Genomic DNA, 24,614 nt, shown 5'->3' on the forward strand with positions numbered 1-24,614 from the left:
ATAAGAGACAGCGCGATGGCGAGGCTTTTGAGCAAAGGTTCCGGTTTACAGGTTTGGACCTGTAGACGGTCTGTGCGGCATATTGTTACGCAGTTGGTTCATACCTTGGTACATACGTAGGAACCAAACTAGAATCGCAAGCGTTGCGAACAGCATACCTACCCAAGGAATAAAGTAAGCTACCGTGTCTAGCAAACTGCTGTGTACCCAATAGTCACTAACACCAACCAACACACCGTTCGATGTTGCCACTGTTACGATCAATACAACAAAGAAGGTGAAGTACAGGAAGAATGTGCGAATCAAGCCGTAGTAATGTGAGTTCACTACATCACTATCTTCGCCTTTATCCAAGCGGTAGCCCGCGTAAATGATTGCGATAACGCCTGAGATCAAAAACGTAAACGGGGTCAAACAACTCAGGATGTACGCAACCCAAATCCCGTTATGAGGTTTGTTCATTCGCTTTCGCTCCTTTTGGTTCCGTGTTTGCCGTATCTGTTTCGCCCATCGCTTCTTTGGATTTCACTTCTTCATACCAAAGATCGTGGTGCTCTTTCGCCCATGTCTCATCAACTTCACCGGTAACCATACCTTCTAACGCACCTTCCATACCGAATAGACCGATGTAGATGTGGAAGATGAAGCCGCAGATTAGAATCAGTGCCGAAATTGCGTGAACAAGGTTAGACAATTCCATATCGCGACGAGTTTGGCCGAAAATTGGGAAATCCAGAATTAAGCCACTCACTGCAGCGATAGCACCGAAGAAGATCAACAACCAGTAGATCGCCTTTTCACCACCGTTCGAGAAACCTGCCGATGGGTGCGTACCTTTATGCTTACCAACCATGCCGCCCATTTTCATGAACCAACGGATGTCTGTCATGTTAGGGATAGATTTGCGCCACCACTTCAGTAGAACAAGCATCAGCAAGATGAAGAACAGCGGACCCATGTAGTTATGGTACTGCTTCGCCAACATAACGATGAAGCCCCAGAACTCAGTGGGCACGTACGGCTTCAAGAAGTGCTTACCGTAAACCAGCATCAAACCACTGAATGCCAGCGTTAAGAAGGTAAACGCCATGCTCCAGTGTAGTGCGCGGTCTAGTCGAGACCAGCGTTTCATCTTCTTGCCAGTACGTGGCTTGCTTAGCATCAGAGGACCAACGAATACGTAAGCCATGATAACCATTGCGATACTGCCGAAAATCGCGACAGCGCCCGCAGGAGACATCCATTTCTCTTTAAGAATGTACCAAGTCTCACCCGGAGTACTGATCAGCACACCGTGTTCCGCTGATTTCGACGTGGTATAGCCTTCTTGCCCCTCTTTGACCTGACGCCAGAAGTCTGCACCTGCAAGTTGTGTCATCTCCTGTTGTACCACTGGAGATGTGTCTTCTTGCGCAGACGCTGGCATCGCAAAGGTCAGCAGTAATGCTGTCATCATCGACAGCATTACAAGAGACGCACGTTTAAGAGTATTTAACATGTGTCTCTCCAACTTAGCTTTTGGTTGCGTCGTAAGAAAGATCGTTACCGTCTGTCCAACCTGCGTTTTTCGCACCGCGCTCAACCACACGTTGACGGAAGATGTCAGATACTTTCTCTGCATCACCCGCTAGCAGTGCTTTTGTTGAACATAGTGACGCACACATAGGTAGCTTACCTTCAGCAATACGGTTCGCACCGTACTTCTCACGCTCTTCTAGAGAACCTGGTTCTGTGTTTGGACCACCTGCACAGAAAGTACATTTGTCCATTTTGCCACGCTCACCGAAAGATGCTTGTTTCGGGAACTGAGGCGCGCCGAATGGACAAGCGAACAGACAGTAACCACAACCGATACAAAGATCTTTGTTGTGAAGAACGATGCCGTCTTCTGTGTGCTCGAAACAGTCAGCTGGACAAACTGCCATACAAGGCGCGTCTGTACAGTGCATACAAGCAACAGAGATTGAGTTTTCACCTGGTTCACCGTCGTTCAGTGTTACCACGCGACGACGTTGAATACCCCACTCAAGTGCATCATCGTTTTCGTTCTTACATGCAGTAACACAGCCGTTACACTCGATACAGCGTTTGGTGTCACATAGGAATTTCATTCGTGCCATTGTCAGACTCCTTACGCTTTACGAATGTTACATAGGGTTACTTTAGTTTCCTGCATCAAAGTAACAGGATCGTAACCGTAAGTGGTTGCCGTGTTGGCTGCTTCACCAACAACATAAGGGTCCGTACCTTCTGGGTACTTAGGACGTAGGTCTTCACCTTCGAACTTACCGCCGAAGTGGAACGGAATGAACGCCAGACCCGGTTTAACACGACGAGTGACCATCGCTTTCACCTTAATGCGGCCTTTTTCTGCACCTTCAACCCAAACGTCATCGCCATCTTTAAAGCCAAGATCGTTTGCGTCTTTCGGGTTCACTTCAACGAACATTTCTTGTTGAAGTTCAGCAAGCCATGGGTTTGAACGCGTCTCTTCACCACCACCTTCGTACTCAACTAAGCGACCAGAAGTCAGGATGATTGGGTATTCGCCAGACTTGTCTTCTTTCTGGATAGACTTGTAAAGCGTTGGCACGCGGAAGATTGCTTCTTTGTCGTCCCAAGTTGGGTAATCCGTTACAAGGTCACGACGTGGCGTGTATAGCGGCTCACGGTGTAGCGGTACACGGTCTGGGAATGTCCAAACAATCGCACGCGCTTTCGCGTTACCAAACGGGATACAACCGTGCTTGATTGCTACGCGTTGAATACCGCCAGACAGGTCAGTTTTCCAGTTTTTACCTTCCGCTGCTGCTTTTTCTTCAGCCGTTAGGTCGTCCCACCAACCAAGCTGTTTGATTAGCTTGTCAGAGAACTCTGGGTAGCCGTCTTTGATTTCACAGCCTTTAGAGTAGCTGTCTTCAGCAAGTAGGCTTTGACCTTCAAACTCAACACCGAAACGCGTACGGAAGTTACCGCCACCCTCTGCAACTGTCTTTGACGTATCATACAGAATGTGTGTGCCTGGGTGTTTCATCTCTGGCGTACCCCAACATGGCCAAGGTAGACCGTAAGTCTCACCATTCACAGGACCACCCTCTGCTTCCAGAGATGTCTTGTGGAATGTGTGCCAGTTTTGTTGGTGCGCTTTTAGACGCTCTGGGCTTTGACCTGTGTAACCGATCGTCCACATGCCTTTGTTGAATTCGCGAGTGATGTCTTCAATCACTGGCTGGTTGTTCTCAACACGGATATTTTTGAACAGCAGATCTTCATAACCGAGCTTCTTAGTTAGCAGGTACATGATTTCGTGGTCAGGTTTAGATTCGAACAATGGCTCGATAACCTGATCACGCCACTGAAGTGAGCGGTTAGATGCTGTCACACTGCCGTGTGTTTCGAACTGAGTTGTTGCAGGAAGTAGGTAAATGCCGTCAGTACGATCGTTCATTACCGCTGCGACTGTTGGGTATGGGTCAACAATAACCATCATATCCAGCTTCTGCATCGCTTTCTTCATCTCAGGACCACGAGTCTGAGAGTTTACTGCGTGACCCCAGTAGAACATTGCACGGATGTTTTCACGTTGACGAATGTTGTCTTTGTTTTCAAGAACGCCATCCACCCAACGAGATACAGGGATACCTGCACTGTTCATTGGTTTTTGACCGCCGTAAGCGTTGTCATCGAAACGACCTTTCACCCACTCGTAATCGATTTCCCACACTTTTGACCAGTGACGCCATGAACCTTCTGACAAGCCGTAGTAACCTGGTAGCGTGTCAGATAGTACGCCAAGGTCAGTTGCGCCCTGTACGTTATCGTGACCACGGAAGATGTTTGCACCGCCGCCCGATTTACCGATGTTACCTAGCGCAAGCTCAAGTACACAGTAAGCACGTGTGTTGTTGTTACCAGTCGTATGCTGAGTACCACCCATACACCAAACGATACAACCCGGACGGTTTTCAGAAAGCAGTTTCGCTGTTTGGTAAACTTCAGACTCGGGAACGCCAGTTACGCGCTCAACTTCTGCTGGTGTCCATTTAGCTACTTCTGCACGGATTTCATCCATACCGAATACGCGTTGACGGATGAACTCTTTGTCTTCCCAGTTGTTCGCAAAGACATGCCATAGCACACCCCAAATGAACGCAACATCAGAACCTGGACGGAGCGATACGTAGTGATCCGATTTTGCAGCGGTACGAGTACGACGAGGATCCGCAACAACAATCTTACAGTTGTTCTTCTCTTTCGCGATTAGGATGTGCTGCATCGCAACAGGGTGCGCTTCTGCAGGGTTTGAACCAATGAACAGCATCGACTTACAGTTGTGCATGTCATTGAAAGAGTTGGTCATCGCACCGTAACCCCAAGTGTTTGCTACACCTGCTACGGTTGTTGAGTGACAGATACGCGCTTGGTGGTCAACGTTGTTGGTACCCCAAAGCGACGCCATCTTACGGAACATGTACGCTTGTTCGTTGTTGTGCTTCGCACTACCCAACCAGTAAACCGAATCTGGACCCGACTCTTTGCGGATGTCCATCACCTTGTTACCGATTTCTTCGATCGCTTGATCCCAAGAAAGCTTCTTCCACTTACCGTTTTCAAGCTTCATTGGGTATTTCAGACGACGCTCACCGTGACCGTGTTCGCGCAGTGCTGCGCCTTTTGCACAGTGTCCACCAGCGTTGAATGGGTGATCGAATGCAGGCTCTTGACCTGTCCACACGCCGTTTTGAACTTCAGCGTAAATACCACAACCTACAGAACAGTGAGAACAGATAGTACGTTTTACTTCTGTTTTCGATTCTGGATCCACCGATTTAGCTTGTGCTTTCTTCATCATGCCCGGTGCAAAAAGACTTGCACCTACAACCGCACCACCAGCAGCAAGCGAGGTGTTTTTCATGAATGCACGGCGAGAAACGCCAAGCTGATTGGTTTCTTTGCTCACACTGTCGGAGCGTTTGACAAGTTTCATCCGTTATCTCCTAAAGTGTGTCGTAGTAATCGCGAATGTGTTGAGTTTCACGATACCCTTTCTTCTTCACGTCTTTTTCAGAAGGCTCAACCGTTTCTGAAGCGCTTGCCACTTTTGTTGTTCCAGCGACAACCGCACCAGCTACGGCTGCAGTCGTTAAGCCTTTCAGGAGATCCCTACGGCTTGTGTTTATTTCTTTATTATCTTTCATCATTGCTTCCTTACCTTACGGTAGATCTTTGGAGGCTATTGCCCCTCTATCGATATGACCAAGTACTGCTCGATTACTCGTAATCAGTGACGTTTTTCACATCAATTTTTAATTTGTGCTTACTGCTTTTGGTGTTCACGCTAAAGCGCACTTGTTCCAGTGTTAAGAACGCCTCACACAGTTGAGCTGCTGGCTTATAAAAGTTCGCGCTCTCTGCGTTTTCTAGTTGCTGAGTGAAAGAGTTAAACCAAGGTGCGATGTGTTTGTTAAACACCGCTTGTTGAAGATCTTCTTCTTCACCCGTTAGCATCGACATCACTTCGCAAAGTGCCGCGATGTGGTCTTCCGGCTCTTTCACATTCTCATCACGCTCGAAACCAAGCAGTTCCAAATCGTGACGAATTTCAGCAAGTGGTTTTTCCATCATTGCACCCGTCATGTGCCATGAGCCAAACGGCATCACTTCACCACGACCGATACCAATGAAAAGATCTTGGTATTCATCTTCTAGCGCTTCACGGTTGGAATCTTTCGCCGCTTGTTGAAGTGCAATCCACGCTTTTTGCATTGCGCTTTCTGATGGTTCAACTTCTAGAGAAGTCAGGAACTCGATCATCTCTTCACTTGGTGCGCTACGGAAAAGCGCTGCCAAAACCAAGTAGATCTCTGTTCTCAGTGTTTGTTCTTGTTCTCGTTGTGTATCCACTGTGAGCTCCTAGTATTTCAGTTGTTTCATTGGGTTTTCTGCCATCGACTCAAACATGTCGATCACACGGCAGTCTTCACACATCGCGATACGATTGATCGCCGCTTCATCGGAGAAATGAGAGTGACCGCGTAACTTGTTTTGTAGCATGTCGATCATAGACTGAGGTGCGAATGGCTTATGACAGCGAACACATTCCGCTGCTTTCTCTTCGTGAATCACAACCGCTTTTTGGCGCTCTTCTTTCACCCAGTTCATGCGTGGCGTTAGAGTCAGAACTTTCTCTGGACATGCCTTTTCACACAAACCACATTGAATACAATCTTGCTCAACGAATTTAAGTGATGGAGATTCACCATCGGTATGAAGTGCACGCGTTGGACAAACCGCCACACAGCTCATACACAACGTACAATCTTTGCTCTCACAAGAAACATTGCCGTAAGGCGCGTTCGCTGGCAGTTCAACAATGTTCTCAACCGGAATACGAGAAGAAGACATTGCATCAAGCGCAGTAAACAGACGTTGACGCTTGTTACCTTGAAGGTCGCCAAGGGCAAGGTCGAATGAATCTGTACATAGTGTTGGAGGACCTTCACGAAGCGATTCCAAGTAAAGGATATCGATGGTCTCTTTTGCGATACCAAGTTGATCCAATAGCTCTTGCGCGATACCCACTTCGTTGTTCAAGACACGAATAATGGTCTGTGGCATAAAGCGAGAAGCCGCAAATAGCACTTGCGTCGCGCCATTAACTAGCGCGGCGAACCATGTATCGATACCGATAGAAGGCAGCTCTTCAACCACAATTGGAATCACGTTATCTGGTAGCGCTTTCAGTGCCATCACATTGTAAGTCTCGTGACGAGAGCTACAGATAAGAACGATAGGATCCAGACCGCCCGCTTGCTCGTAGTTCGCTAGCGTGCGTTCAATGAATTTTTGCGTATCTTCAGGATTAGGTAGCGCGTAATGAATCGCTTCTGTCGGACAAGCCGTTGCACAAGTGCCCACGCCCTGACATAGGTATGGGTTAATCTCGATGCGATGACCGGTTTTATCGCTGCCTTCACTTGATAATGCGCCAGCAGGACAAGCATCTACACAACGCTCACAACCTTTTACGCCACGAGAACTGTGCGCACATAGGTCAGTATCCAGACGGAAGAATTTTGGCTTATCAAACGTCCCCATTAATGTTGGGATCTCTTCTAGCGCTTCAGCCAGTTTTGGATAACCGCGTCCCACTGGGTAGTAACCCGGAACCGGAACCTCTTCTGACATACAGCTGCTTAGACAAAGATCGAGAACAACATCGAAACAATCACTATTGATAGCGACTTTTGCTAGGTTGCTTGTTAGACCGTTATTTTCGATAAGCACTTCAAACGTACCTAGGAAACCAGAAACCTGAACTGAGTTTGCAAAGTACAGTTCTGGATTGGTACCTTTCTCTCCGTCTGTAGAAAGAAGTGTCAGGCTATTCATTTGAGATAGCTGCGCGGCTGCACTCTCAATGATGGCAGTCGGTCCAACAATCAGTGTATTACCGCCACTCTCGTAGCTCACCGTTGGTGGAATAAGATTGGTCAACTCTACGGTATTCTCAAACGCATACAGACGCGCCTTACCGTTGTTGGAAGTTGCTTGTTCTAATAGTTGTTTCAACATTGCTCAGTTCCATTTATCCGCATGGATAGTTTCTTCCATCTTTCATTGTAGTTAGCGCAGGCGATTCTGCTGATTAACTCGCCAGTAACTACCCCTTTTAGGTAGTCCAATACTTGTTATCGCTGCCTGTTAGGCAAATGATCTAACTTCAACAAGAATGGTAATGATCAACAAATAGCAAATGTCGTGCCAATTAAATATCAGCTAATTTTCAATAGGTTAGCTATTTATCTTATAAATTGTAGGGATAAAAAAACCGACTGGGACATTTTGTCTCAGCCGGTTCATTGAGTGTTTAGTCAAAATGTACCTATTCTTTGTGTGGTATATTTTGTCCCACCTCTTCTGAGGCTAATTTTGTCTCTAGATTATCACTTTCACCAGACACTGTATTTATATCCAGTTCCTTTTGTTCTTCGGGAATTTCGGCACCGTCAGCAAGTTCTACATCAGCCGATTCAATATCACTTTCTTCACGAGATTCAGTTGATTGTGTCGTTTCTTCTGCTGGTTCTTCTTCCGTTTTCTCTTTCACCCAATCACGAAGTGTTTCAGCCACCCCTTCAGAAAGGGACTTGAGGTTACTGTAATCATCATCGTAATCATCCAAGCCATCACGAACGTTAAACTCTTCTGATAAGAACATCTTACGCAATGCGGCTTTCTTAACGCTCTCTGAAGCCTCAGACACCAATAACTGCGCTACAGACATCTCTTCAGGAGCAGTAGTTTCACTGGATGTCTCTTGAGATTCAGTCTCTATGGCAGAAGCTTCGGTAGCCAATGTTTGCGCTTCAGTGCTTAATTCTTCATGAGCTTGCGCGGTTTCTGGTTCAGTAGATTCAACAGAGTCCACAACCTTCGTGTCTGTAGGCTCGTTTGTCGTTTCTTCTAACTTACGTTTCGACCAACGGCTAAAAAAACTAGTTGCCATTTGCTCTGCCCGCTCCTTTGCGTTTCTTACGTCTTACTTCTAACAACTCACCGTGACGCCCAATAAAGGCTTCCATCCAAGCTTGAACGGCTAACGGCATATCATTTGATAATACTAGGTTATCGCCATCCATATATTGCGCAGCGACGGTTTGAGACGCCGTAAGCAATTGAATCGTCGGCGTATCACTAGAATCAAGATTGTCCATTACCAAGAAAAGCTTTGGCTGTTGCGAGCTCAGGTTAAAGCGGTAATCGGTGCGCTCGTCTTTGTGCAGCTGCAACAAGCACACGTGTTGAGTGTCTTCGGTTGGGTTAATTTCAAATCCCGTCAGTTGCCATTGGGTTGTAACCCAAATACCAGTACTGATCTCATGTTGTACAAGATCCACGCCTATTGGCCATGAATCTTCATTTTTCTCGAACTGTTTCTTATCCGACATAACTCACCCAATTTGTTCTATGTTGGCTTTAAGACAGAAAAGGACATTTTGTACTTTGCTTTCAACCATTTTAGCGGTACAAAGCAATAAACGCGCCAAATCAAACTCAAATTCTCCCCAAGATCAAAACTAGTCGATACGCAAACTGATATCTGTGTCATTACTGCGATATCGCGGTTTTTGCATTGAATTGACCTAAAGCCTCGCAATTTCTCGCATAACGGCTATTTTGGAATGAGAATTGCTTTGTAAGCAGAGTTAAGACGAATAGACCCATAAATGAGAGCGTGTATCGGCTCTCTCATTCATTAGGACATGACTGTGGTAAAACCAAACATTATTAAAACCAGTGAAAATCCCCTACAGACCATCGAAGTAGAAGTGTTTGACGAATACGGTGAGAAGCTGACTAAGCAAATCGCCTGTGAGCGCCCTCTTACAGTGATGTTGAACTGGAAGGAAGTCGTTACGCTAATGACGCTTGGCTCTCGCCCTGAAGCGCTTGTGTTGGGTTATTTGAAGAACCAGAGCTTCTTGTCTGATCCTGAAGCGATTGAATCAGTCATTATTGATTGGGAAACCCACTCAGCTGCGGTTATTACCAAAGAAAATACTGAGCACCTAGAAGGCGCGTTGAAGAAGAAGACGGTTACCTCAGGTTGTGGTCAAGGCACTATGTACGGCAACGTGATGAAGCAGCTTGAAGATTACCAAGTGCCACAAGTACCTTTGAAGCAATCTGAAATCTACGCGGCGCTTGAAGCATTGACGCACTACAACGATACCTACAAAAAAGCAGGTGCGGTGCATGGCTGTGCGGTATGTAAAGGCAATGAAGTGCTGTCTTTTGTGGAAGATGTTGGTCGTCACAACGCGGTTGATACGCTAGCTGGTGAAATGTGGCTTAACCAAGAGACAGGGGAAGATAAAATTTTCTACACAACGGGCCGCCTTACATCAGAGATGGTGATTAAAGTGGCGCAGATGGGTATCCCTGTTTTGCTTTCTCGCTCAGGGGTAACTCAAATGGGTTTGGATCTGGCGAAAAAGTTTGGCATTACGACTATCGCTCGTGCGAAAGGCCTACGCTTCCAAGTCTTTACCGGTGCAGAGAAGATTGATTTTGACGTGAAAGGAAATCAATAACCTCTCACTAAGTCGTCAGATGAGTTAGACTTAAACTATCATGTGGATTCACAAAGGATGTGAACTATGAACAACGATCAGCTGTGGAATTATCTCCTCACCCCAAGCGGCATCATCGTTTCGATGATCATTACCTTCGGGCTCGTTGGGATTTATGCTTATCTAATGAGGCAATTTAAGGATTGAACGCCACAACCTAGCGCTATCAAAGAATTAGCTCACAATGAATAGACATAAAAAAAGACCTCGCGATGAGGTCTTTTTCTTTATTCGGAAGAAGGATTAACCTTCAATGCCGCGAGATTTTAGGAACTCTGAGTAAGTGCCTTTGAAGTCTGTGATTTTACCATCGCGGATTTCGATGATACGTGTTGCTAGCGAGTCTACGAATACACGGTCGTGCGATACGAAGAACAATGTGCCTTTGTACTGCTCTAGTGCCGTGTTCAATGATTCGATCGATTCCATGTCCATGTGGTTGGTTGGTTCGTCCATCAGCAGCATGTTTGGTTTGTGCATCATTAGCTTACCAAGCAGCATACGACCTTGCTCACCACCAGACAGTACTTTTACTGACTTCTTAATGTCATCTTGACCAAACAGCATACGACCTAGGAAACTGCGAACCACTTGCTCGTCATCGCCTTCTTGACGCCATTGACCCATCCAATCAGTTAGGTTTAGGTCTTCTTCGAAGTCGTGTGCGTGGTCTTGCGCGTAGTAACCGATATTCGCGTTCTCAGACCATTTGAACTCGCCAGTACGTGGTTCTAGTACACCAGCAAGTGTGTTCAGTAGGGTTGTTTTACCCACACCGTTCTCACCGATGATTGCAACGCGCTCACCGACTTCAAAAATTGCATTGAAGTTAGCAAACAGGTCGTCTTCAAAACCTTGGCTTAGGTTTTCAACAATCAGAGCGTTACGGAATAGCTCTTTAGACTGTTCAAAACGAATGAATGGGTTTTGACGGCTAGACGCTTTTACTTCGTCCAGTTTGATCTTGTCGATTTGCTTCGCACGTGAAGTTGCTTGTTTTGCTTTCGATGCGTTTGCAGAGAAACGTGCAACGAACGTTTGCAGCTCAGCGATTTGTGCTTTCTTCTTCGCGTTGTCGTTTAGTAGACGCTCACGAGCTTGAGAAGCCGCAGTCATGTACTCGTCGTAGTTGCCCGGGTAAACACGTAGCTCACCGTAATCCAAGTCAGCCATGTGCGTACATACTGAGTTTAGGAAGTGACGGTCGTGCGAAATGATGATCATTGTGCAGTTACGCGCGTTTAGCGTGTCTTCCAACCAACGGATAGTGTCCATATCCAAGTTGTTGGTTGGTTCGTCAAGGAGCATTACGTCTGGGTCTGCGAATAGAACTTGTGCTAGAAGCACACGAAGTTTCCAACCTGGTGCAACTTCACTCATTAGACCGAAGTGTTGCTCCATTGGGATACCCACAGCAAGAAGAAGCTCACCCGCTTTCGCTTCTGCCATGTAACCGTCCATTTCCGCGAACTGAACTTCTAGGTCAGCCACTTTCATGCCGTCTTCTTCGCTCATTTCAGCAAGTGAGTAGATGCGGTCACGCTCTTGCTTCACTTCCCATAGCTCTTTATGACCCATGATTACTGTATCGATTACAGTGAATTCTTCGTACGCGAACTGGTCCTGATTCAGTTTTGCAACGCGCTCGTTTGGATCGTAGCTTACGTTACCGCTTGTTTGTTCAAGCTCACCACTCAGGATTTTCATAAAGGTTGATTTACCACAACCGTTAGCCCCGATTAAGCCGTAGCGGTTACCTTCGCCGAACTTAACTGAGATGTTTTCAAATAGCGGCTTAGCGCCAAATTGTTGAGTAATATTCGCTGTGGAAATCAAAACCTTTACCTTAGCAATTCAAGTTTATTAGGAAAAACCGCGCAACGTTACTGCTTAAGGCTACACACTTCAAGTTTTGTTTTTATTAATTAATGAGAAAAAGCACTCTTTAGCGGACGGATTTTTGAGATTTAGCCAACATAAACCTTGCTAATAATAAGGGCACCTACCCTAACCGCCTCAAATTTGAGACAAAAATTCGTCATGACTAAGCATTGACATACCCCATGAAATTGGGTTTATAGTGCGCCCCCTTTTATTAATTCCGTACGCTATGCTTTTATTAAACGTCAGTTTTCAAAACAAATCGCAACATTGCATACGGTTAATGGGTAAAACTCGCATATCGCGATAAAGCAACTACACTAACTCTAACCTTATAAGTTTTAAGAGAATTTTATGCATTTCATGGCGCGCATTTTAATGCTAGTCGGTCTCGTGCTTTCTTTACCTGCTCACGCTGAGTGGGAGTACGAATTCCAACCTGAGCCTCAAATACTGCCAGTGGCAAAAGAGATCACTCAGGAGATCAATAAGCTGCCAGAACCTTTGTTTATGTCTGACCAAGACAAACGTAAGGTCAACCAACTGCTCAATGCAGCAATGAACGAGCAGCGCAAACAGACCCTTATCTTTGATAAGCACTTACAGACTTATCGTGAGTCCGGTGAAGACAGCGAATGGTTTGAGACGCAATCCAGCTACCTGACACTGAACAGCCTTGGACAAAGTAAAGAGCGTTTGCTGGAACTTACTGATCCCATCACGCATGACAAACTGACCGGTTTTGGTCCGTACGGTGTGACTCAGTTTAAGCAAGAGTGGCGTCAAACACAGCTTAATGTTGAATACTTAGTGTTCTTCCAGATTCGTGCTTTCAAATCTCTGATCAAGGAGATTCTAATTTCGCCAATCCCGGTTGTTTGGGCTGGCGTCAAAGTGCTGTTCATCTACTTCGGTTTGGTGTGGTGGTTAACCAATAGTAAGCGCATCATCAATCTATTCCGCGAGACTCAACTGGATAACGTCGCTAAGCCACCGATTTGGGTTCGTTTGATTTGGTATTTCAGCCGTGCGCATAGAGCCATTGCTTGGTTGATTGCCATTACGCTCTCTCTGCGAGTGCTATCAGAAATCCCTAGCTTGCAGCATTTAATCATTCTAGAAATCTTCACTTGGTGGGTTCTGGGTGGTTCAATCGCAATTAGCTTCATCCTCGAATTTGCTTACCGCAACAGTCGCAGTACCAGTAAGGAAGTCATTGCCCTACGCCTTTCGACCATTCGTCGTTACGTATGGAGCGCCATTGTTGCGGGTGTGATTCTGCAAATCTCGATTCGCACCTTGGGTAAAGGCACCATCTACTCTTGGATCTACAGTGCGCTTTTCTTCTGGTTTGTATTGGTGACATTGTCTGTATTGCGCCTATGGCGTAAAAAGGTATTCGAAGTCACAGAGAAGCTTTCTGACCGTCCGGTTTGGGTAAACTGGTCTCTGCGCCGCAAAGACACTTTGTTCCTAAGTATCATTGGCACTGCGATTTGTGCAGTGTGGATCATGCTACACAGCTCCAAGCATCGTATCGTGGCAATGCTGTCTAACTACACCATGTTTAGCCAAGCGCTGGCGTACTTGTTCCGCATCGAAGTCGCCAAGCAAACGGGCAATAAAGGTGGCGACACCAATCTGGTGAGAATCAAAGGCGAACAAACATTCGAGTATATCCTCCCTGGTAGCGAAGACAGTGAGTTAGTGGACTACGCTTCTGATGAAATCAAGCTCCTGTCCAAATACCTTCTCACAGACAGCCCAGCGGTTTGCGTTGTTTCCGGTGAGCGAGGCGTCGGTACTACAACCTTCTTGCGCACTATGCTGAGCAAAGTAAAAAATGCTGAACCAATTTACTTGAACTGCCCTTACGCAGGCTACAGTGAACTACTGTCAGAGCTCGCTCTGCAATTAGGATTAGAAGAAGACGCATCTGAGATTCAAGTGCTTTCTGTCCTACGTAAAAGCGACACTTCTTACCTCATTGCGGTCGATAATGCCCAACGATTAGTTAAGCCAATGGTTGGCGGTTTGGGCGACTTGATTAAGTTGACGAACCTACTGCGTCGCTCTAAGAAGAACAATCGTGTTGTCATGGCGATTGAGAAAGCGAGCTGGCGTTTCGTCGACCGCGCTCGTGGCGAACGTTTGCTGTTTGACTGGGTAGCGTTTATGCCGCGTTGGAGCGAAAAACAACTCTCAGCTCTGTTTGATACGCGTATTAACCAGGAGATTGAGAACCCGGTGACGTTTGATGGTCTTGTCGTACCTAAACAATGGGACCAAGAAGACATCACCGAAGAAGAACGTGCTAAGCAAGGTTTCTACCGTATTCTGTGGCATTACTCAGATGGTAATCCAACGGTTGCGCTACGTTTCTTCCGCCTGTCTCTTCGTCAGAACAAAGAGACGCAACAAGTGGTGGTTCGATTGTTCCACGCACCAGAGTCTCAAGAACTCGAGAAAATGCCGAAGCCAATGCTGGCCGTGCTCCGCTCAATTGTTCAGCTTGAAGTGGCATCGCCTGAAGAACTGTCTGAATGTACGCAACTAAGTATTGCCGAAGTTATCGGTACTCTGCGCTACTTCCAAAGCCGTGGCTTTATTGAATGGAGCGAAGACAAAGCTCGCGTGTCGGATCACTGGTTCCGTCACATTACCAACGTTCTCGACCGTCAACATTTATTGGTGAAATAACGATGAAAAAACTACTCACCGTATTAGCGTTATCGCTATTAAGCACCTCTGCATTGGCGACTGAAGAGATCGCGAGTGTGGACAATATCTCGCAAATTGCCAGCCTGATTCGTTGGAGCGGCGTGTTCTTCTCTATCATTGTGATTGCATCGACTTGGCTGTTGCTTAAGTTCATGAACTCGATGGTAGAAAGCATCGGTAGCCAGTTCGTGCAATACCGCATGGTGCTGCAAAAGCTTCAATCTTTCTTGCAGTTCTTTATCTACTTAACCGCTGGTTCTGTCGTGTTTATGATGAGCTTCCGTATTAACGATCAAATCCTTGCTTTGATCGGTGGTACGTTAGCGGTTTCAGTCGGTTTCGCATTGAAAGACCTAGCCGCATCCTTCATCGCAGGTATGACGGTTATGGTTGACCGTCCGTTCCAAGTTGGTGACCGCGTCACGTTCGAAGGTAACTACGGCGATATCATTGCGATTGGTTTGCGCTCTGTGCGTATGCGTACCCTAACCGATGACATCATTACGATTCCAAACAACAAGTTCTTGAGTGAAGTTGTGGTCAGCGGTAACTATGGTGCGCTGGATATGCAGGTGGTGATTCCATTTTATGTCGGGATGAATGAAGACATTACGTTAGCGCGTGACTTGATTCAGGAAGCGGCGTCTTCAAGCCGTTATATCCACCTACCTAAGCCAGTAACGGTTCTTGTGAAGCAGACCATTACTGATAACTACTTGGCAATTCAGCTAACGTGTAAGGCTTATGTGGTAGACACCGCCTACGAGAAGCTGTTTGAAACTGACATTACTCTACGTGTGATGAAAGAGTTCAAGAAGCACGGTATCAATCCTCCGAAGATTGCGGTGCACACCGGTTAATTCAACGTATTCCTCTCGCGTTTATAGAAGGACAGATACTAAAAGGGTCAGTGATTACACTGACCCTTTTCTTTCTGCGTTAGCCAATCATAAAAACTGCTAAGCAATATTCATCACCTCAAGCAGTAGCTCGGCTTTCTTTGGCAGGTAGATACTAAACGTACTGCCTTTGCCCCATTCCGATTCGGCTTTTAGCTCGCCGCCGGTTTGACTAAGAATACTTTGAGAAACCGAAAGCCCTAGCCCAGTACCATCGCGTTTGGTGGTATAAAACGGAGAGAAGATACGGCTTAAGTTTTCTGGCTTAATACCACAACCTTCGTCAGTGACATGAATCGCAGCACCTTTCAATTCGCCGTCTTCAATCCAATCTTCACTCACAACGGTTAACTTACCTTTGCCGTCCATCGCGTGAATGCCGTTCATCTGCAAGTTCACCAGAATCTGCAGCAAGTGATGGCGATTGATCTCGACCGAAGTATGGGCCTGTAGATCGGTGACAAACTCGATGTCGCGCTTTTTAGTGCCGGTTTTAACCAGCGTGATGCTTTCATCAATGATTGGATTCACGTGCTGCCACGTGATTTCGTCTTGTACACCGCCCTGACGGCTGTATTGCAGTAAGCTGCGCGTGATATTACGAATGCGGTCGATCTGAGCGTGAATGGCATCTATTTCTTCCTGAACGCGGCTTGCTTCTTCACCTAGCTCAAACTGAATCAGCTCAACATTCCCCAAAATCACTGCGGTTGGGTTGTTAATCTCGTGCGCGATGCCCGCGGTTAACTCACCCAATGCAGCAAGCTTTTCGTTGACCACAAGCTTGTCACGGGTTTGGTTGAGCAATTGAATATGAAGTTCGAGTTGTTCGGTCTTATTTTTCAAACTCGCCGTACGTTGTTGAACTTTGCCTTCTAGTTGCATGGCAGAGTTCTTAAGTTCGACTTTGCGATCTTCCAAAGCATCGAGCATATTATCGAACTGACGAGCCAATTGAGCTAGCTCATGATGTTCGTCTAGTCCGAGAGGGCCAATACGTTTTTCTTTGCCCAGCTGGACTAATTTCACGACTTTATGGATGCGTTCAATTGGACGGAATAAATCTCGCGAGCCGCGATACACCATCACACCAGAAACTAAGAGCAGCATTAAAGTGATTAAGCTTATCTCGACGATATTGGTCATATACGCTTTGACGAATGGCCACATCAAGTAACCGGTGTAGAGCATCCCGATGACATTATCGTACTGGTCTTTGATTGGTTGATAAGCAGTGATGTACCAAGCATCGTAGACGAAAGCGCGGTCGACCCATTGCTCACCTTTCGCCAATACCTTGTTGTATACCTCAGAACTCACTCTCGTACCGATAGCCCGCCCCAGACGTTGGTCACTGTCTAAGGGAACGTTGGTGCTGACACGAAGATCATCCAAAAACACCGTCAGAGTCCCCACGGGGCGGAGGGTGTCGTTATCACTTAAATAGATAAGATCACGAATTTGATCGACCAATACCGTGCTGTTGTTAAGCAGCAAACCGCCATCTAAGAAGCCAATTAAGTCATTCTGTTGGCTGTAAACTGGGATCACAGTTCGACTCACCAAGCCACGCGCTTCCACTCCACCATTCTTTAGAATCGGTACTTCAGCACGTTTGGCGAGTTCGGGGTCTAGCTTTTCCAGCTCTTTTCTGTCGAGAACATCGAAGAAAGATTCGCGCTTAGTTAAATCCATAAAGCGGAATTTGTTTTCCATCGAATTAACACGTTGGAAGGACAAAAAGTCCAAACCGTAGCGTTTTTTCTGTGCAGTCACCCACTTTTGCAACTCTGCTTGTGGGACATTTTGATTCACTCGGGTTCGGAAGTCATAAGAATCCGCGAACGATTTGACGTAGTTAGCCTGCTTTTGTTGCAGCAGCGTAATGCTGTTATTAGCGACACCCAAACGCTCCGATACGTCTAACAACGCGTTTTGCCACGTATAGTGAATCGACCAATAGATCGTAATGCCGATAAGGGCTATCAGCGTTAGAAAGATTGGCGCAGATGTCAAAATCAACAGTCGATAACGCACCATTGTTTTGAATCGGTACGTCCATTTAGACAATCCTTTGTGTTGCTGCCAACTGCTACTCGGCATAGTCCTCGTCCTCAGAATCCCACTCTTTGTATTTGCGCTCTAGCGTTTTTCGTGCCACTCCTAGATCTCGAGCCGCCGCCGACTTGTTGCCTTCGTGCAAATTAACCAATTGTTGGATATGCGCTTTTTCCACTTCTTTTAGTGTCCAAGTATTTGGATAGCCTTCACCAGAGAACTCTTTGCCCTCTTTGAAGGTTGGTAATTCTTCACTGTGTGATACGGTAATGGAAACATTAGGTAAAGCATGACCGCCATTGAGTTCACTCCAGTGATGCGCCGGCGGTTTACCTAGCAGAATGCAACGTTCAATGAGGTTTTTAAGCTCACGAATGTTGCCCGGCCAATCGTATTCACTCATGGCTTCCATATCTTCATGAGCCCACTTCGGTGCTTGCATACCCAGTTCACAGGTCAACATGTTGCTGAAGTATGGAACCAGTTCAAACAAGTCAGTTTTGCGCTCACGTAGAGGGGAAACTTCAATCTTCAACACGTTTAAACGGTAGTAAAGGTCGCTACGGAAGTTACCTTTGTTGACCTCTTCTTGCAGATTACGGTTGGTCGCCGCGACAATACGAACATCAATACTGATTTCACGCTCAGAACCTACCGGACGAATCGTACGCTGCTCTAATACACGCAGCAGTGATGCTTGCATGGATAGAGGCATCTCACCGATTTCATCAAGAAATAGTGTGCCGCCATTGGCGACACGGAAAAGACCTTCGCGAGATTTCTTAGCGCCAGTAAACGCCCCTGAGGTATGGCCGAATAGCTCACTCTCTAAAAGCTCTGGTGCAATCGCGCCACAGTTAAGTGGGACGAATGGACCTGTTCTACCACTTGCTTGGTGAATGCCTCTCGCAACCAGTTCTTTGCCCGTACCCGACTCACCTTCCACTAAGACAGATGCGCGAGACGGTGCAAATTGAGTGATCAGCTGCTTGAGTTGGCGAGTTTTTTCCGAACCACCAATAATCTCTGAGGTGTTGTGACGCTGATAGTCGCGCTTCATCGCGTATTGCATGCGCTCGTTCAAACGGCGATCCATACAGCGGCTGACCGCTTTCAGCATCTGCTCTAGGTTAAACGGCTTGAGGATAAAATCCGACGCACCAAGCTGTAGTGCTCGAATCGCAATTTCCAAATCCGCGTAGCCGGTCATAAAGATGACATCCGCGCGTTTGTCGTCATCTTCAAATGCCTCTTCCCATTCAATCCCTGAACGCCCCGGCAAGTTGATATCCAACAGAATCAAATCATAGTGACGTGAGTTACGTAGCTCTTCCGCTTCTTCAATGCTGCCCGCTGTATCGACTTGCGAAAACAATTTGCCCAGAGCCTTTTTAAGGATGGCTTGCATACCGAGTTCATCATCAACGACCAGTACTGAAAAAGCGTTGTATTGTTGGTTTGTACTAATATGGGATTGAGTAGACATATTTACCCCAGTTGGATTTGAATGGGACAGAGTGTACCAAGTTTAAACAGAGATACCCTACAAAAAGTGCGACATTTTGTACCAACGCAAATTTTTGTGCAAATAAGTCCATGAATTAGCGCATAAATCAAACATTTTGGGCTTGTAAAATGTTGGCATCTTGTTTGCTATATGGAGTGTCCAAGTGATCTCAGGATGTGGGAGACATCAATGCAATACCATCGCTTCTCGCTCCCTCACCCTAAGGTAGCTTGTGATATGAGCGCACTATGACGCTCTGGCGACTTCTTTAGTAACCCAAGACTTAAGAAGCCAAAGAATCATTGGAAAGGAAACAACTAAAATGAAAAAAATTGCGCTGAATCTAGCTGCAACGTCAATCACTCTTGTAAGCTACTCTGCTTTTTCAGCTCAAGAAGGCGAACACATTCGTCTGGCGACAACAACAAGTACTTACCACTCAGGCTTACTGGACTACCTACTTCCTCAATTTGAAAAAGACACTGGCTACAAAGTGGATATCATCGCTGCTGGTACAGGTAAAGCGCTGAAGATGGGTGAAAACGGCGACGTTGATTTGGTAATGACACACGCACCTAAAGCAGAAGGCGTGTTCGTTGAGAAAGGCTACGGCGTCCTTCCACGTAAACTGATGTACAACGACTTCGTTATCGTTGGTCCTAAAGCTGACCCAGCACAAGTAAAAGACGATGCGTCAGTACTAGACGTATTCAAAGAGATCGCAAACAAAGACGCGACTTTCATCTCTCGTGGCGATGATTCTGGTACACACAAAAAAGAATTGGGCATTTGGGCGCAAACTAAGATGGAACCAAACTTTGGTGGCTACCGCAGTGTAGGCCAAGGCATGGGCCCTACTCTAAACATGGCGTCAGAAATGCAAGGTTACACCATGACTGACCGTGGTACTTGGTTGGCTTACCAAAATAAATTGGATCTTGCGATTCTATTCCAAGGCGACGAAAAACTGTTTAACCCGTACCAAGTGATTTTGGTGAACCCAGAGCGTTACCCAACCATCAACTACCAAGGCGCGAAGGCTTTCAGTGACTGGTTGGTGAACCCACGTGGTCAAGAGCTGATCAATGGCTTCCGTCTGAATGGTAAACAATTGTTCGTTGCGAATGCTGAGAGCAAATAACGCAATATGAATCTTGCTGATACAACACTAGAAGCCCTGCGCTTACTGGTAAATTTTGATGCAGACCTATGGGAGATCGTTGCGGTCTCCTTTAGTGTTTCTATTACGGCAATATCTTTGGTGGTATTGCCGTCTATTTTGATGTCCTTTGTCCTTGCTTACACCGACTTCCGTGGTAAGTGGTTCTTACTGTCCATTGTGAACACCTTACAGGCGGTGCCAACGGTCGTGATTGGTTTGCTACTGTACATGATGCTTTCAAGAGCAGGACCTTTGGGTGATTGGCAAATGCTGTTTACGCAAAAAGCCATGATCTTAGGACAAATGATCGTCTGTTTTCCGGTTCTAGTTTCCATGATGCACGGTGCGCTTCAATCGAGTGACCGTCGCGCAGTTGAAACAGCGATTACGTTAGGTGCGTCAATACCTCGTATCGCTGCTACTATGATCTGGGAGACACGTTTTCCTTTATTGGCAGCCATCATTGCGGGATTCTCACGAATCGTCACAGAGGTAGGCTGTTCAATGATGGTTGGTGGCAACATTATGGGCGTAACCCGTAATATTCCGACTGCCATTGCTATGGAAAGTAGTAAAGGTGCTTTTGCGCAAGGAGTTGCATTAGGAATTGTATTACTATCGTTAGCGTTAGCGCTCAACTTCCTCTTATCGAGCATGAGAGGCAAAGGCTATCTAAGAACATGAAGCAAGCAATCGACTCGCCATCGACCCAATGTAAGGGTGAATTATGACTATAAAAATTACCGCCGAGCAATTGTCAATGCGCTTTAAAGAGCGTGTGCTATTCCACATCCCTGAATTGGCCATTGGTCCAAACGACGCGATTTACCTAAAAGGTGACAATGGCGTTGGTAAAACAACCCTACTCAAGATCCTTGCAGGTTTGCTCAAGCCTTCAACGGGTAAAGTGGTGGCACCGAAAGATACTTGGTTGAAGAAGTGGACGCGCCGCAATGGTCGTGTTGATGTGATTTATCTCCATCAGTCTCCTTACCTTTTTGACGGCACTGTGTATGAAAATGTTGTTTATGGAGTTAAATATCAACAAGACACAGCAAAAGATAAGCGAGCTCAAGTTATTAGTGCGCTGCGCATGGTAGGGTTAGAAACCTTAGCCGACGAACACATCTCTGTATTGTCCGGCGGTGAGAAGCAACGCGTAGCAATGGCACGAGCTTGGATTTTAAAACCATCGATTTTGTTGATGGATGAACCAAGTGCCTCTCTCGACCAAGAGTCGATTGAACGTCTGGTTATCATGGCAAAAGATCTGCTTGATCGCGGCTCTAGTATTGTTGTGACTAGCCACCAAGCGAACGCGTTGACGGATTTATGTAAAAAACAGTGGTGGATTAAAGACAAGACTTTGATAGAGTCTCCACTCTTGTATGTCATACCAAAAGAAACATCCCAAGAGAACGCATATGCTTCAGCCAACACAAACTAGTTGGGTCATTTTGGCTGGTGGTCAAGCCAGCCGCATGGGTGGAAAAGACAAAGGTCTGATCGAACTGAATCAGAAGCCACTCATAGAACACGTTATCGAACGTTTATCTCCGCAAACACCACGCATTCTAATCAATGCGAACCGAAACCAAGACGCCTACCGTGCGTTTGGTTTCGTCTTCAGCGATCAATTTAAAGATTTCCCTGGTCCGATGGGCGGTATCCACGCGGGCTTGGTTCATGCAGAAACCGATTGGGTTGGCTTTGTCCCTTGCGACAGCCCACAAATCAACACTGATCTTGTTGAACGTTTTTGCAATGCAGTAAAAGAAGACACCGATATTTTGGTTGCTCATGATGGCGACCACCAGCAACCCGTCTTCACGCTTTACCACAAGCGCGTACTGCCAAAGCTGACCGCGTTTTTAGAACGTGGCGATCGTAAGATCATCCTACTCTACAAAGAGTGCAACACCAGTTACGTTGACTTTAGCGACTCACCAAACTGTTTCGTCAACTTAAATACGCCTGAAGAATTGGCGCAATTTGGACAACTCGAATCATGAAACACACGCTAAACATCCCTATTCTTGGTTTTGCTGCCTACTCTGGTACCGGCAAAACTACGCTACTTGAAGCATTACTACCAAAGTTGACCGACGCAGGTTTACGCATCGGTATGCTAAAGCACGCACACCATAACTTCGATGTCGACCAACCGGGCAAAGACAGCCATCGCCTACGTAAAGCGGGCGCATCGCAAATGCTGATCTCTTCTCGTAACCGCTTCGCACTGATGACAGAAACACCAGAGTCAGAATCGGAGTTTGATTACCTTCTGACGCGTTTCGATGAAGACAAGCTAGACGTGGTTCTAGTGGAAGGCTGCAAAAACATTGCCTTTCCAAAGATCGAATTGCACCGTGAAGAAGTCGGTAAGCCTTGGCTTCATCCAAATGATGAAAACATCATCGCGATTGCTTCAGACAGCGGCGAATTGGATTCTGATCTGCCACAAATGAACATCAACGATCTTGAAGCGATTGCCCAGTTCGTTATTGAGTATGTTCAAGAAGCGAAAGCACCAAAGAGTAAAGAGAAAGAAGCCGCTTGCTGCGATACCCTTTCTCCAGCTTTCCTTTCTGTGGTTCAAGGACAAGAAAAGATCCTTTCGTTGGTAAACACGGTTTCTGAAACCGAAGCATGCAAGATTGAAGATGCATACGGTCGTGTGCTTGCAGATCATGTTGTGTCACCAGTGAATGTTCCGCAATACACAAACTCAGCGATGGACGGTTACGCGATTCGCGGTGATGACGTCGAGCGTGAAAGCTACCAAGTGGTTGCTGAAGTGATGGCAGGTCACGCTTACGATCAGCCTTTGGAAGTTGGTCAAGCGGTTAAGATCATGACGGGCGCACCAACACCTATCAATGGTGATACCGTTGTTATGCGTGAGCAAGCGAAACAGGATTGCGATACTGTCACGTTCAATGGTGCGAGCATCAAAACTGGTCAAAACGTTCGCCAAGCGGGTGAAGACTTAGCAATTGGTAGCGATGTGTTTACCGCAGGCACTCGCCTAGCCTCTCCTGAGATGGGCATGATTGCTTCTCTTGGCTTTGGTGAAGCGAACGTGTTCCGCAAGTTGAAAGTTGCTGTGTTCTCTACCGGTGACGAAGTACAAGCGCCAGGCACTGAACAGAAAGCGAATTCAATCTACGATTCAAACCGTTTCACTATCATGGGCATGTTAGAGAAACTTGGCTGTGAAATTTTGGATTTCGGTATTCTAGAAGACAACGAGCAATTGATGATTGAAGCGCTCGAAAATGCTTCTGCGCAAGCCGACGTAGTGATGACTTCTGGCGGCGTATCCGTTGGCGATGCAGATTACATTAAGCTGGCATTAGACAAACTGGGGCAAATTGATTTCTGGCGTATCAACATGCGCCCAGGTCGTCCACTTGCGTTCGGTCAAATCAACGATAAGCCTTTCTTCGGTTTACCGGGTAACCCTGTGGCTGTGATGGTTTCATTCATTAACTTTGTTGAGCCTGCGCTGCGTAAGATGCAAGGTGAACAAGGTTGGAAGCCAATCAAAGTCAGTGCCATTGCAACAGAAAATCTACGCTCTCGCCAAGGTCGTACCGAATTTAGCCGCGGTATCTACGAGCTAGACGAAACAGGTCGCCTAACGGTTCGCACAACGGGTAAACAAGGTTCTGGTATCTTGCGCTCAATGAGCGAGGCAAACTGCCTGATCGAAATCTCCCCTGCTGTTGACACAGTAAAAGCGGGAGAAAGCGTGACAATTATCCCGCTTCAAGGCAGAATCTAGGCCAATTCAGAATTCAAAGGTCAGCATGTCTGGCCTTTTTATTGATTACAGAAAAATTTTCAGAGAGACAGCTATGGCTCGCACCATTCTTTACACTTACAAAGACCAAGACAAAGAACTGACGTTCTCGTACCAGCAACACCGCAACATTCAAGAAGCAGTTGCAGAAGCAGAAGGTATCGATATCACTGAGTTCCTAAAGATGGAGCAACAAATTGAAGCAGTATCTGATACTAAAGCGGTGCGTAACTACCGTGATAACTACTTCAGAAAACTAGGCTTTAGCAAGATCACCCTAGCTCAAAAAGAAAACTTGGGCGTAGGTAAAAAGAACAAATAAGCCAAACTACACAGACCAAAACAAAAACTCGCGTTTTTATACCTATTCTTTTTGTTCGTTCTCTATAAGTAAAAAGCCCCGCTTAACCTTAACTTAAAGGAAAACGAGGCTTTCAATATAGGT

General features: G+C 46.4%; 21 protein-coding genes. 9 read left to right on the forward strand and 12 right to left on the reverse strand.

Annotated elements, in window-relative coordinates; genetic code table 11:
• Positions 1–45: 45 nt before the first annotated feature.
• The 9 genes from KIV40_RS14690 to KIV40_RS14730 form a co-directional block, all read right to left on the reverse strand.
• Positions 46–462 (reverse strand): membrane protein, encoded by a 417-nt coding sequence (locus KIV40_RS14690; RefSeq protein ID WP_009706096.1) that lies wholly within the window; start codon positions 460–462, stop codon positions 46–48.
• Positions 446–1,498 carry a formate dehydrogenase subunit gamma gene (locus tag KIV40_RS14695; protein WP_285349923.1) on the reverse strand — a complete coding sequence of 351 codons (1,053 nt, stop codon included), beginning with the start codon at positions 1,496–1,498 and terminating at the stop codon, positions 446–448. The genes KIV40_RS14690 and KIV40_RS14695 overlap by 17 nt, the downstream gene beginning before the upstream one ends.
• Before the next feature lie 13 nt (positions 1,499–1,511).
• Positions 1,512–2,120, reverse strand: coding sequence for a formate dehydrogenase FDH3 subunit beta (gene fdh3B / locus KIV40_RS14700; RefSeq protein WP_005427693.1), 609 nt, complete (start codon positions 2,118–2,120; stop codon positions 1,512–1,514).
• 11 nt (positions 2,121–2,131) lie between these two features.
• Positions 2,132–4,987, reverse strand: a complete 2,856-nt coding sequence (locus KIV40_RS14705) for a formate dehydrogenase subunit alpha (RefSeq protein WP_285349925.1) — start codon at positions 4,985–4,987, stop codon at positions 2,132–2,134.
• Positions 4,988–4,997: 10 nt separating this feature from the next.
• Positions 4,998–5,198 carry a twin-arginine translocation signal domain-containing protein gene (locus tag KIV40_RS14710; protein ID WP_005427585.1) on the reverse strand — a complete coding sequence of 67 codons (201 nt, stop codon included), beginning with the start codon at positions 5,196–5,198 and terminating at the stop codon, positions 4,998–5,000.
• Positions 5,199–5,271: 73 nt separating this feature from the next.
• On the reverse strand, positions 5,272–5,904 hold the full coding sequence (locus KIV40_RS14715; RefSeq protein ID WP_285349927.1) for a molecular chaperone: 633 nt from the start codon (positions 5,902–5,904) through the stop codon (positions 5,272–5,274).
• A gap of 9 nt (positions 5,905–5,913) precedes the next feature.
• Positions 5,914–7,575, reverse strand: a complete 1,662-nt coding sequence (locus KIV40_RS14720) for a 4Fe-4S dicluster domain-containing protein (protein WP_285349929.1) — start codon at positions 7,573–7,575, stop codon at positions 5,914–5,916.
• 310 nt (positions 7,576–7,885) lie between these two features.
• Positions 7,886–8,509: a DUF3306 domain-containing protein gene (locus KIV40_RS14725; protein WP_285349930.1), complete on the reverse strand. Its 624-nt coding sequence runs from the start codon at positions 8,507–8,509 to the stop codon at positions 7,886–7,888.
• Positions 8,499–8,951 (reverse strand): DUF3305 domain-containing protein, encoded by a 453-nt coding sequence (locus KIV40_RS14730; RefSeq protein ID WP_045380459.1) that lies wholly within the window; start codon positions 8,949–8,951, stop codon positions 8,499–8,501. The genes KIV40_RS14725 and KIV40_RS14730 overlap by 11 nt, the downstream gene beginning before the upstream one ends.
• A gap of 321 nt (positions 8,952–9,272) precedes the next feature.
• On the opposite strand from KIV40_RS14730, the gene KIV40_RS14735 reads away from it, so the two are divergent.
• Positions 9,273–10,097 carry a formate dehydrogenase accessory sulfurtransferase FdhD gene (locus KIV40_RS14735; protein ID WP_005427802.1) on the forward strand — a complete coding sequence of 275 codons (825 nt, stop codon included), beginning with the start codon at positions 9,273–9,275 and terminating at the stop codon, positions 10,095–10,097.
• A 282-nt stretch (positions 10,098–10,379) separates the two neighbouring features.
• On the opposite strand, the gene KIV40_RS14740 is transcribed toward KIV40_RS14735, so the two are convergent.
• Positions 10,380–11,972 carry an ABC-F family ATPase gene (locus KIV40_RS14740; RefSeq protein WP_005427581.1) on the reverse strand — a complete coding sequence of 531 codons (1,593 nt, stop codon included), beginning with the start codon at positions 11,970–11,972 and terminating at the stop codon, positions 10,380–10,382.
• 399 nt (positions 11,973–12,371) lie between these two features.
• Here KIV40_RS14740 and KIV40_RS14745 point away from each other — a divergent pair, with 399 nt between their 5' ends.
• A complete protein-coding gene (locus KIV40_RS14745; RefSeq protein WP_285349932.1) occupies positions 12,372–14,717 on the forward strand; it encodes an AAA family ATPase in 2,346 nt (781 codons plus the stop codon).
• A 2-nt stretch (positions 14,718–14,719) separates the two neighbouring features.
• Positions 14,720–15,598, forward strand: a complete 879-nt coding sequence (locus KIV40_RS14750; RefSeq protein ID WP_005427576.1) for a mechanosensitive ion channel family protein — start codon at positions 14,720–14,722, stop codon at positions 15,596–15,598.
• Between the two features lie 99 nt (positions 15,599–15,697).
• Here the strand turns inward: KIV40_RS14750 and KIV40_RS14755 are convergent, their stop codons facing one another.
• The gene (locus tag KIV40_RS14755) at positions 15,698–17,740 is read right to left on the reverse strand and encodes a cache domain-containing protein (protein WP_285349933.1); all 2,043 of its coding nucleotides are present in this window, start codon (positions 17,738–17,740) and stop codon (positions 15,698–15,700) included.
• Positions 17,730–19,181 (reverse strand): sigma-54 dependent transcriptional regulator, encoded by a 1,452-nt coding sequence (locus KIV40_RS14760; protein ID WP_285349934.1) that lies wholly within the window; start codon positions 19,179–19,181, stop codon positions 17,730–17,732. Before KIV40_RS14760 ends, KIV40_RS14755 begins: the two co-directional genes overlap by 11 nt.
• Positions 19,182–19,524: 343 nt before the next feature.
• On the opposite strand from KIV40_RS14760, the gene KIV40_RS14765 reads away from it, so the two are divergent.
• The 6 genes from KIV40_RS14765 (at position 19,525) to KIV40_RS14790 (ending at position 24,491) form a co-directional block, all read left to right on the forward strand.
• Complete coding sequence (locus tag KIV40_RS14765) at positions 19,525–20,343, forward strand: substrate-binding domain-containing protein (RefSeq protein ID WP_285349935.1); 819 nt, start codon at positions 19,525–19,527, stop codon at positions 20,341–20,343.
• A 6-nt stretch (positions 20,344–20,349) separates the two neighbouring features.
• The gene (locus KIV40_RS14770) at positions 20,350–21,048 is read left to right on the forward strand and encodes an ABC transporter permease (RefSeq protein ID WP_005427748.1); all 699 of its coding nucleotides are present in this window, start codon (positions 20,350–20,352) and stop codon (positions 21,046–21,048) included.
• 43 nt (positions 21,049–21,091) lie between these two features.
• Entirely contained in the window at positions 21,092–21,811 is a 720-nt protein-coding gene (locus KIV40_RS14775) for an energy-coupling factor ABC transporter ATP-binding protein (RefSeq protein WP_005445824.1), read from the forward strand.
• Positions 21,789–22,376: a molybdenum cofactor guanylyltransferase MobA gene (gene mobA, locus KIV40_RS14780; protein ID WP_005441549.1), complete on the forward strand. Its 588-nt coding sequence runs from the start codon at positions 21,789–21,791 to the stop codon at positions 22,374–22,376. Before KIV40_RS14775 ends, mobA begins: the two co-directional genes overlap by 23 nt.
• A complete protein-coding gene (locus KIV40_RS14785; protein ID WP_285349937.1) occupies positions 22,373–24,151 on the forward strand; it encodes a bifunctional molybdopterin-guanine dinucleotide biosynthesis adaptor protein MobB/molybdopterin molybdotransferase MoeA in 1,779 nt (592 codons plus the stop codon). Before mobA ends, KIV40_RS14785 begins: the two co-directional genes overlap by 4 nt.
• 73 nt (positions 24,152–24,224) lie before the next feature.
• The gene (locus tag KIV40_RS14790; protein ID WP_005377584.1) at positions 24,225–24,491 is read left to right on the forward strand and encodes a DUF2960 domain-containing protein; all 267 of its coding nucleotides are present in this window, start codon (positions 24,225–24,227) and stop codon (positions 24,489–24,491) included.
• Positions 24,492–24,614: the final 123 nt, after the last annotated feature.

Source organism: Vibrio sp. D173a (assembly GCF_030248475.1).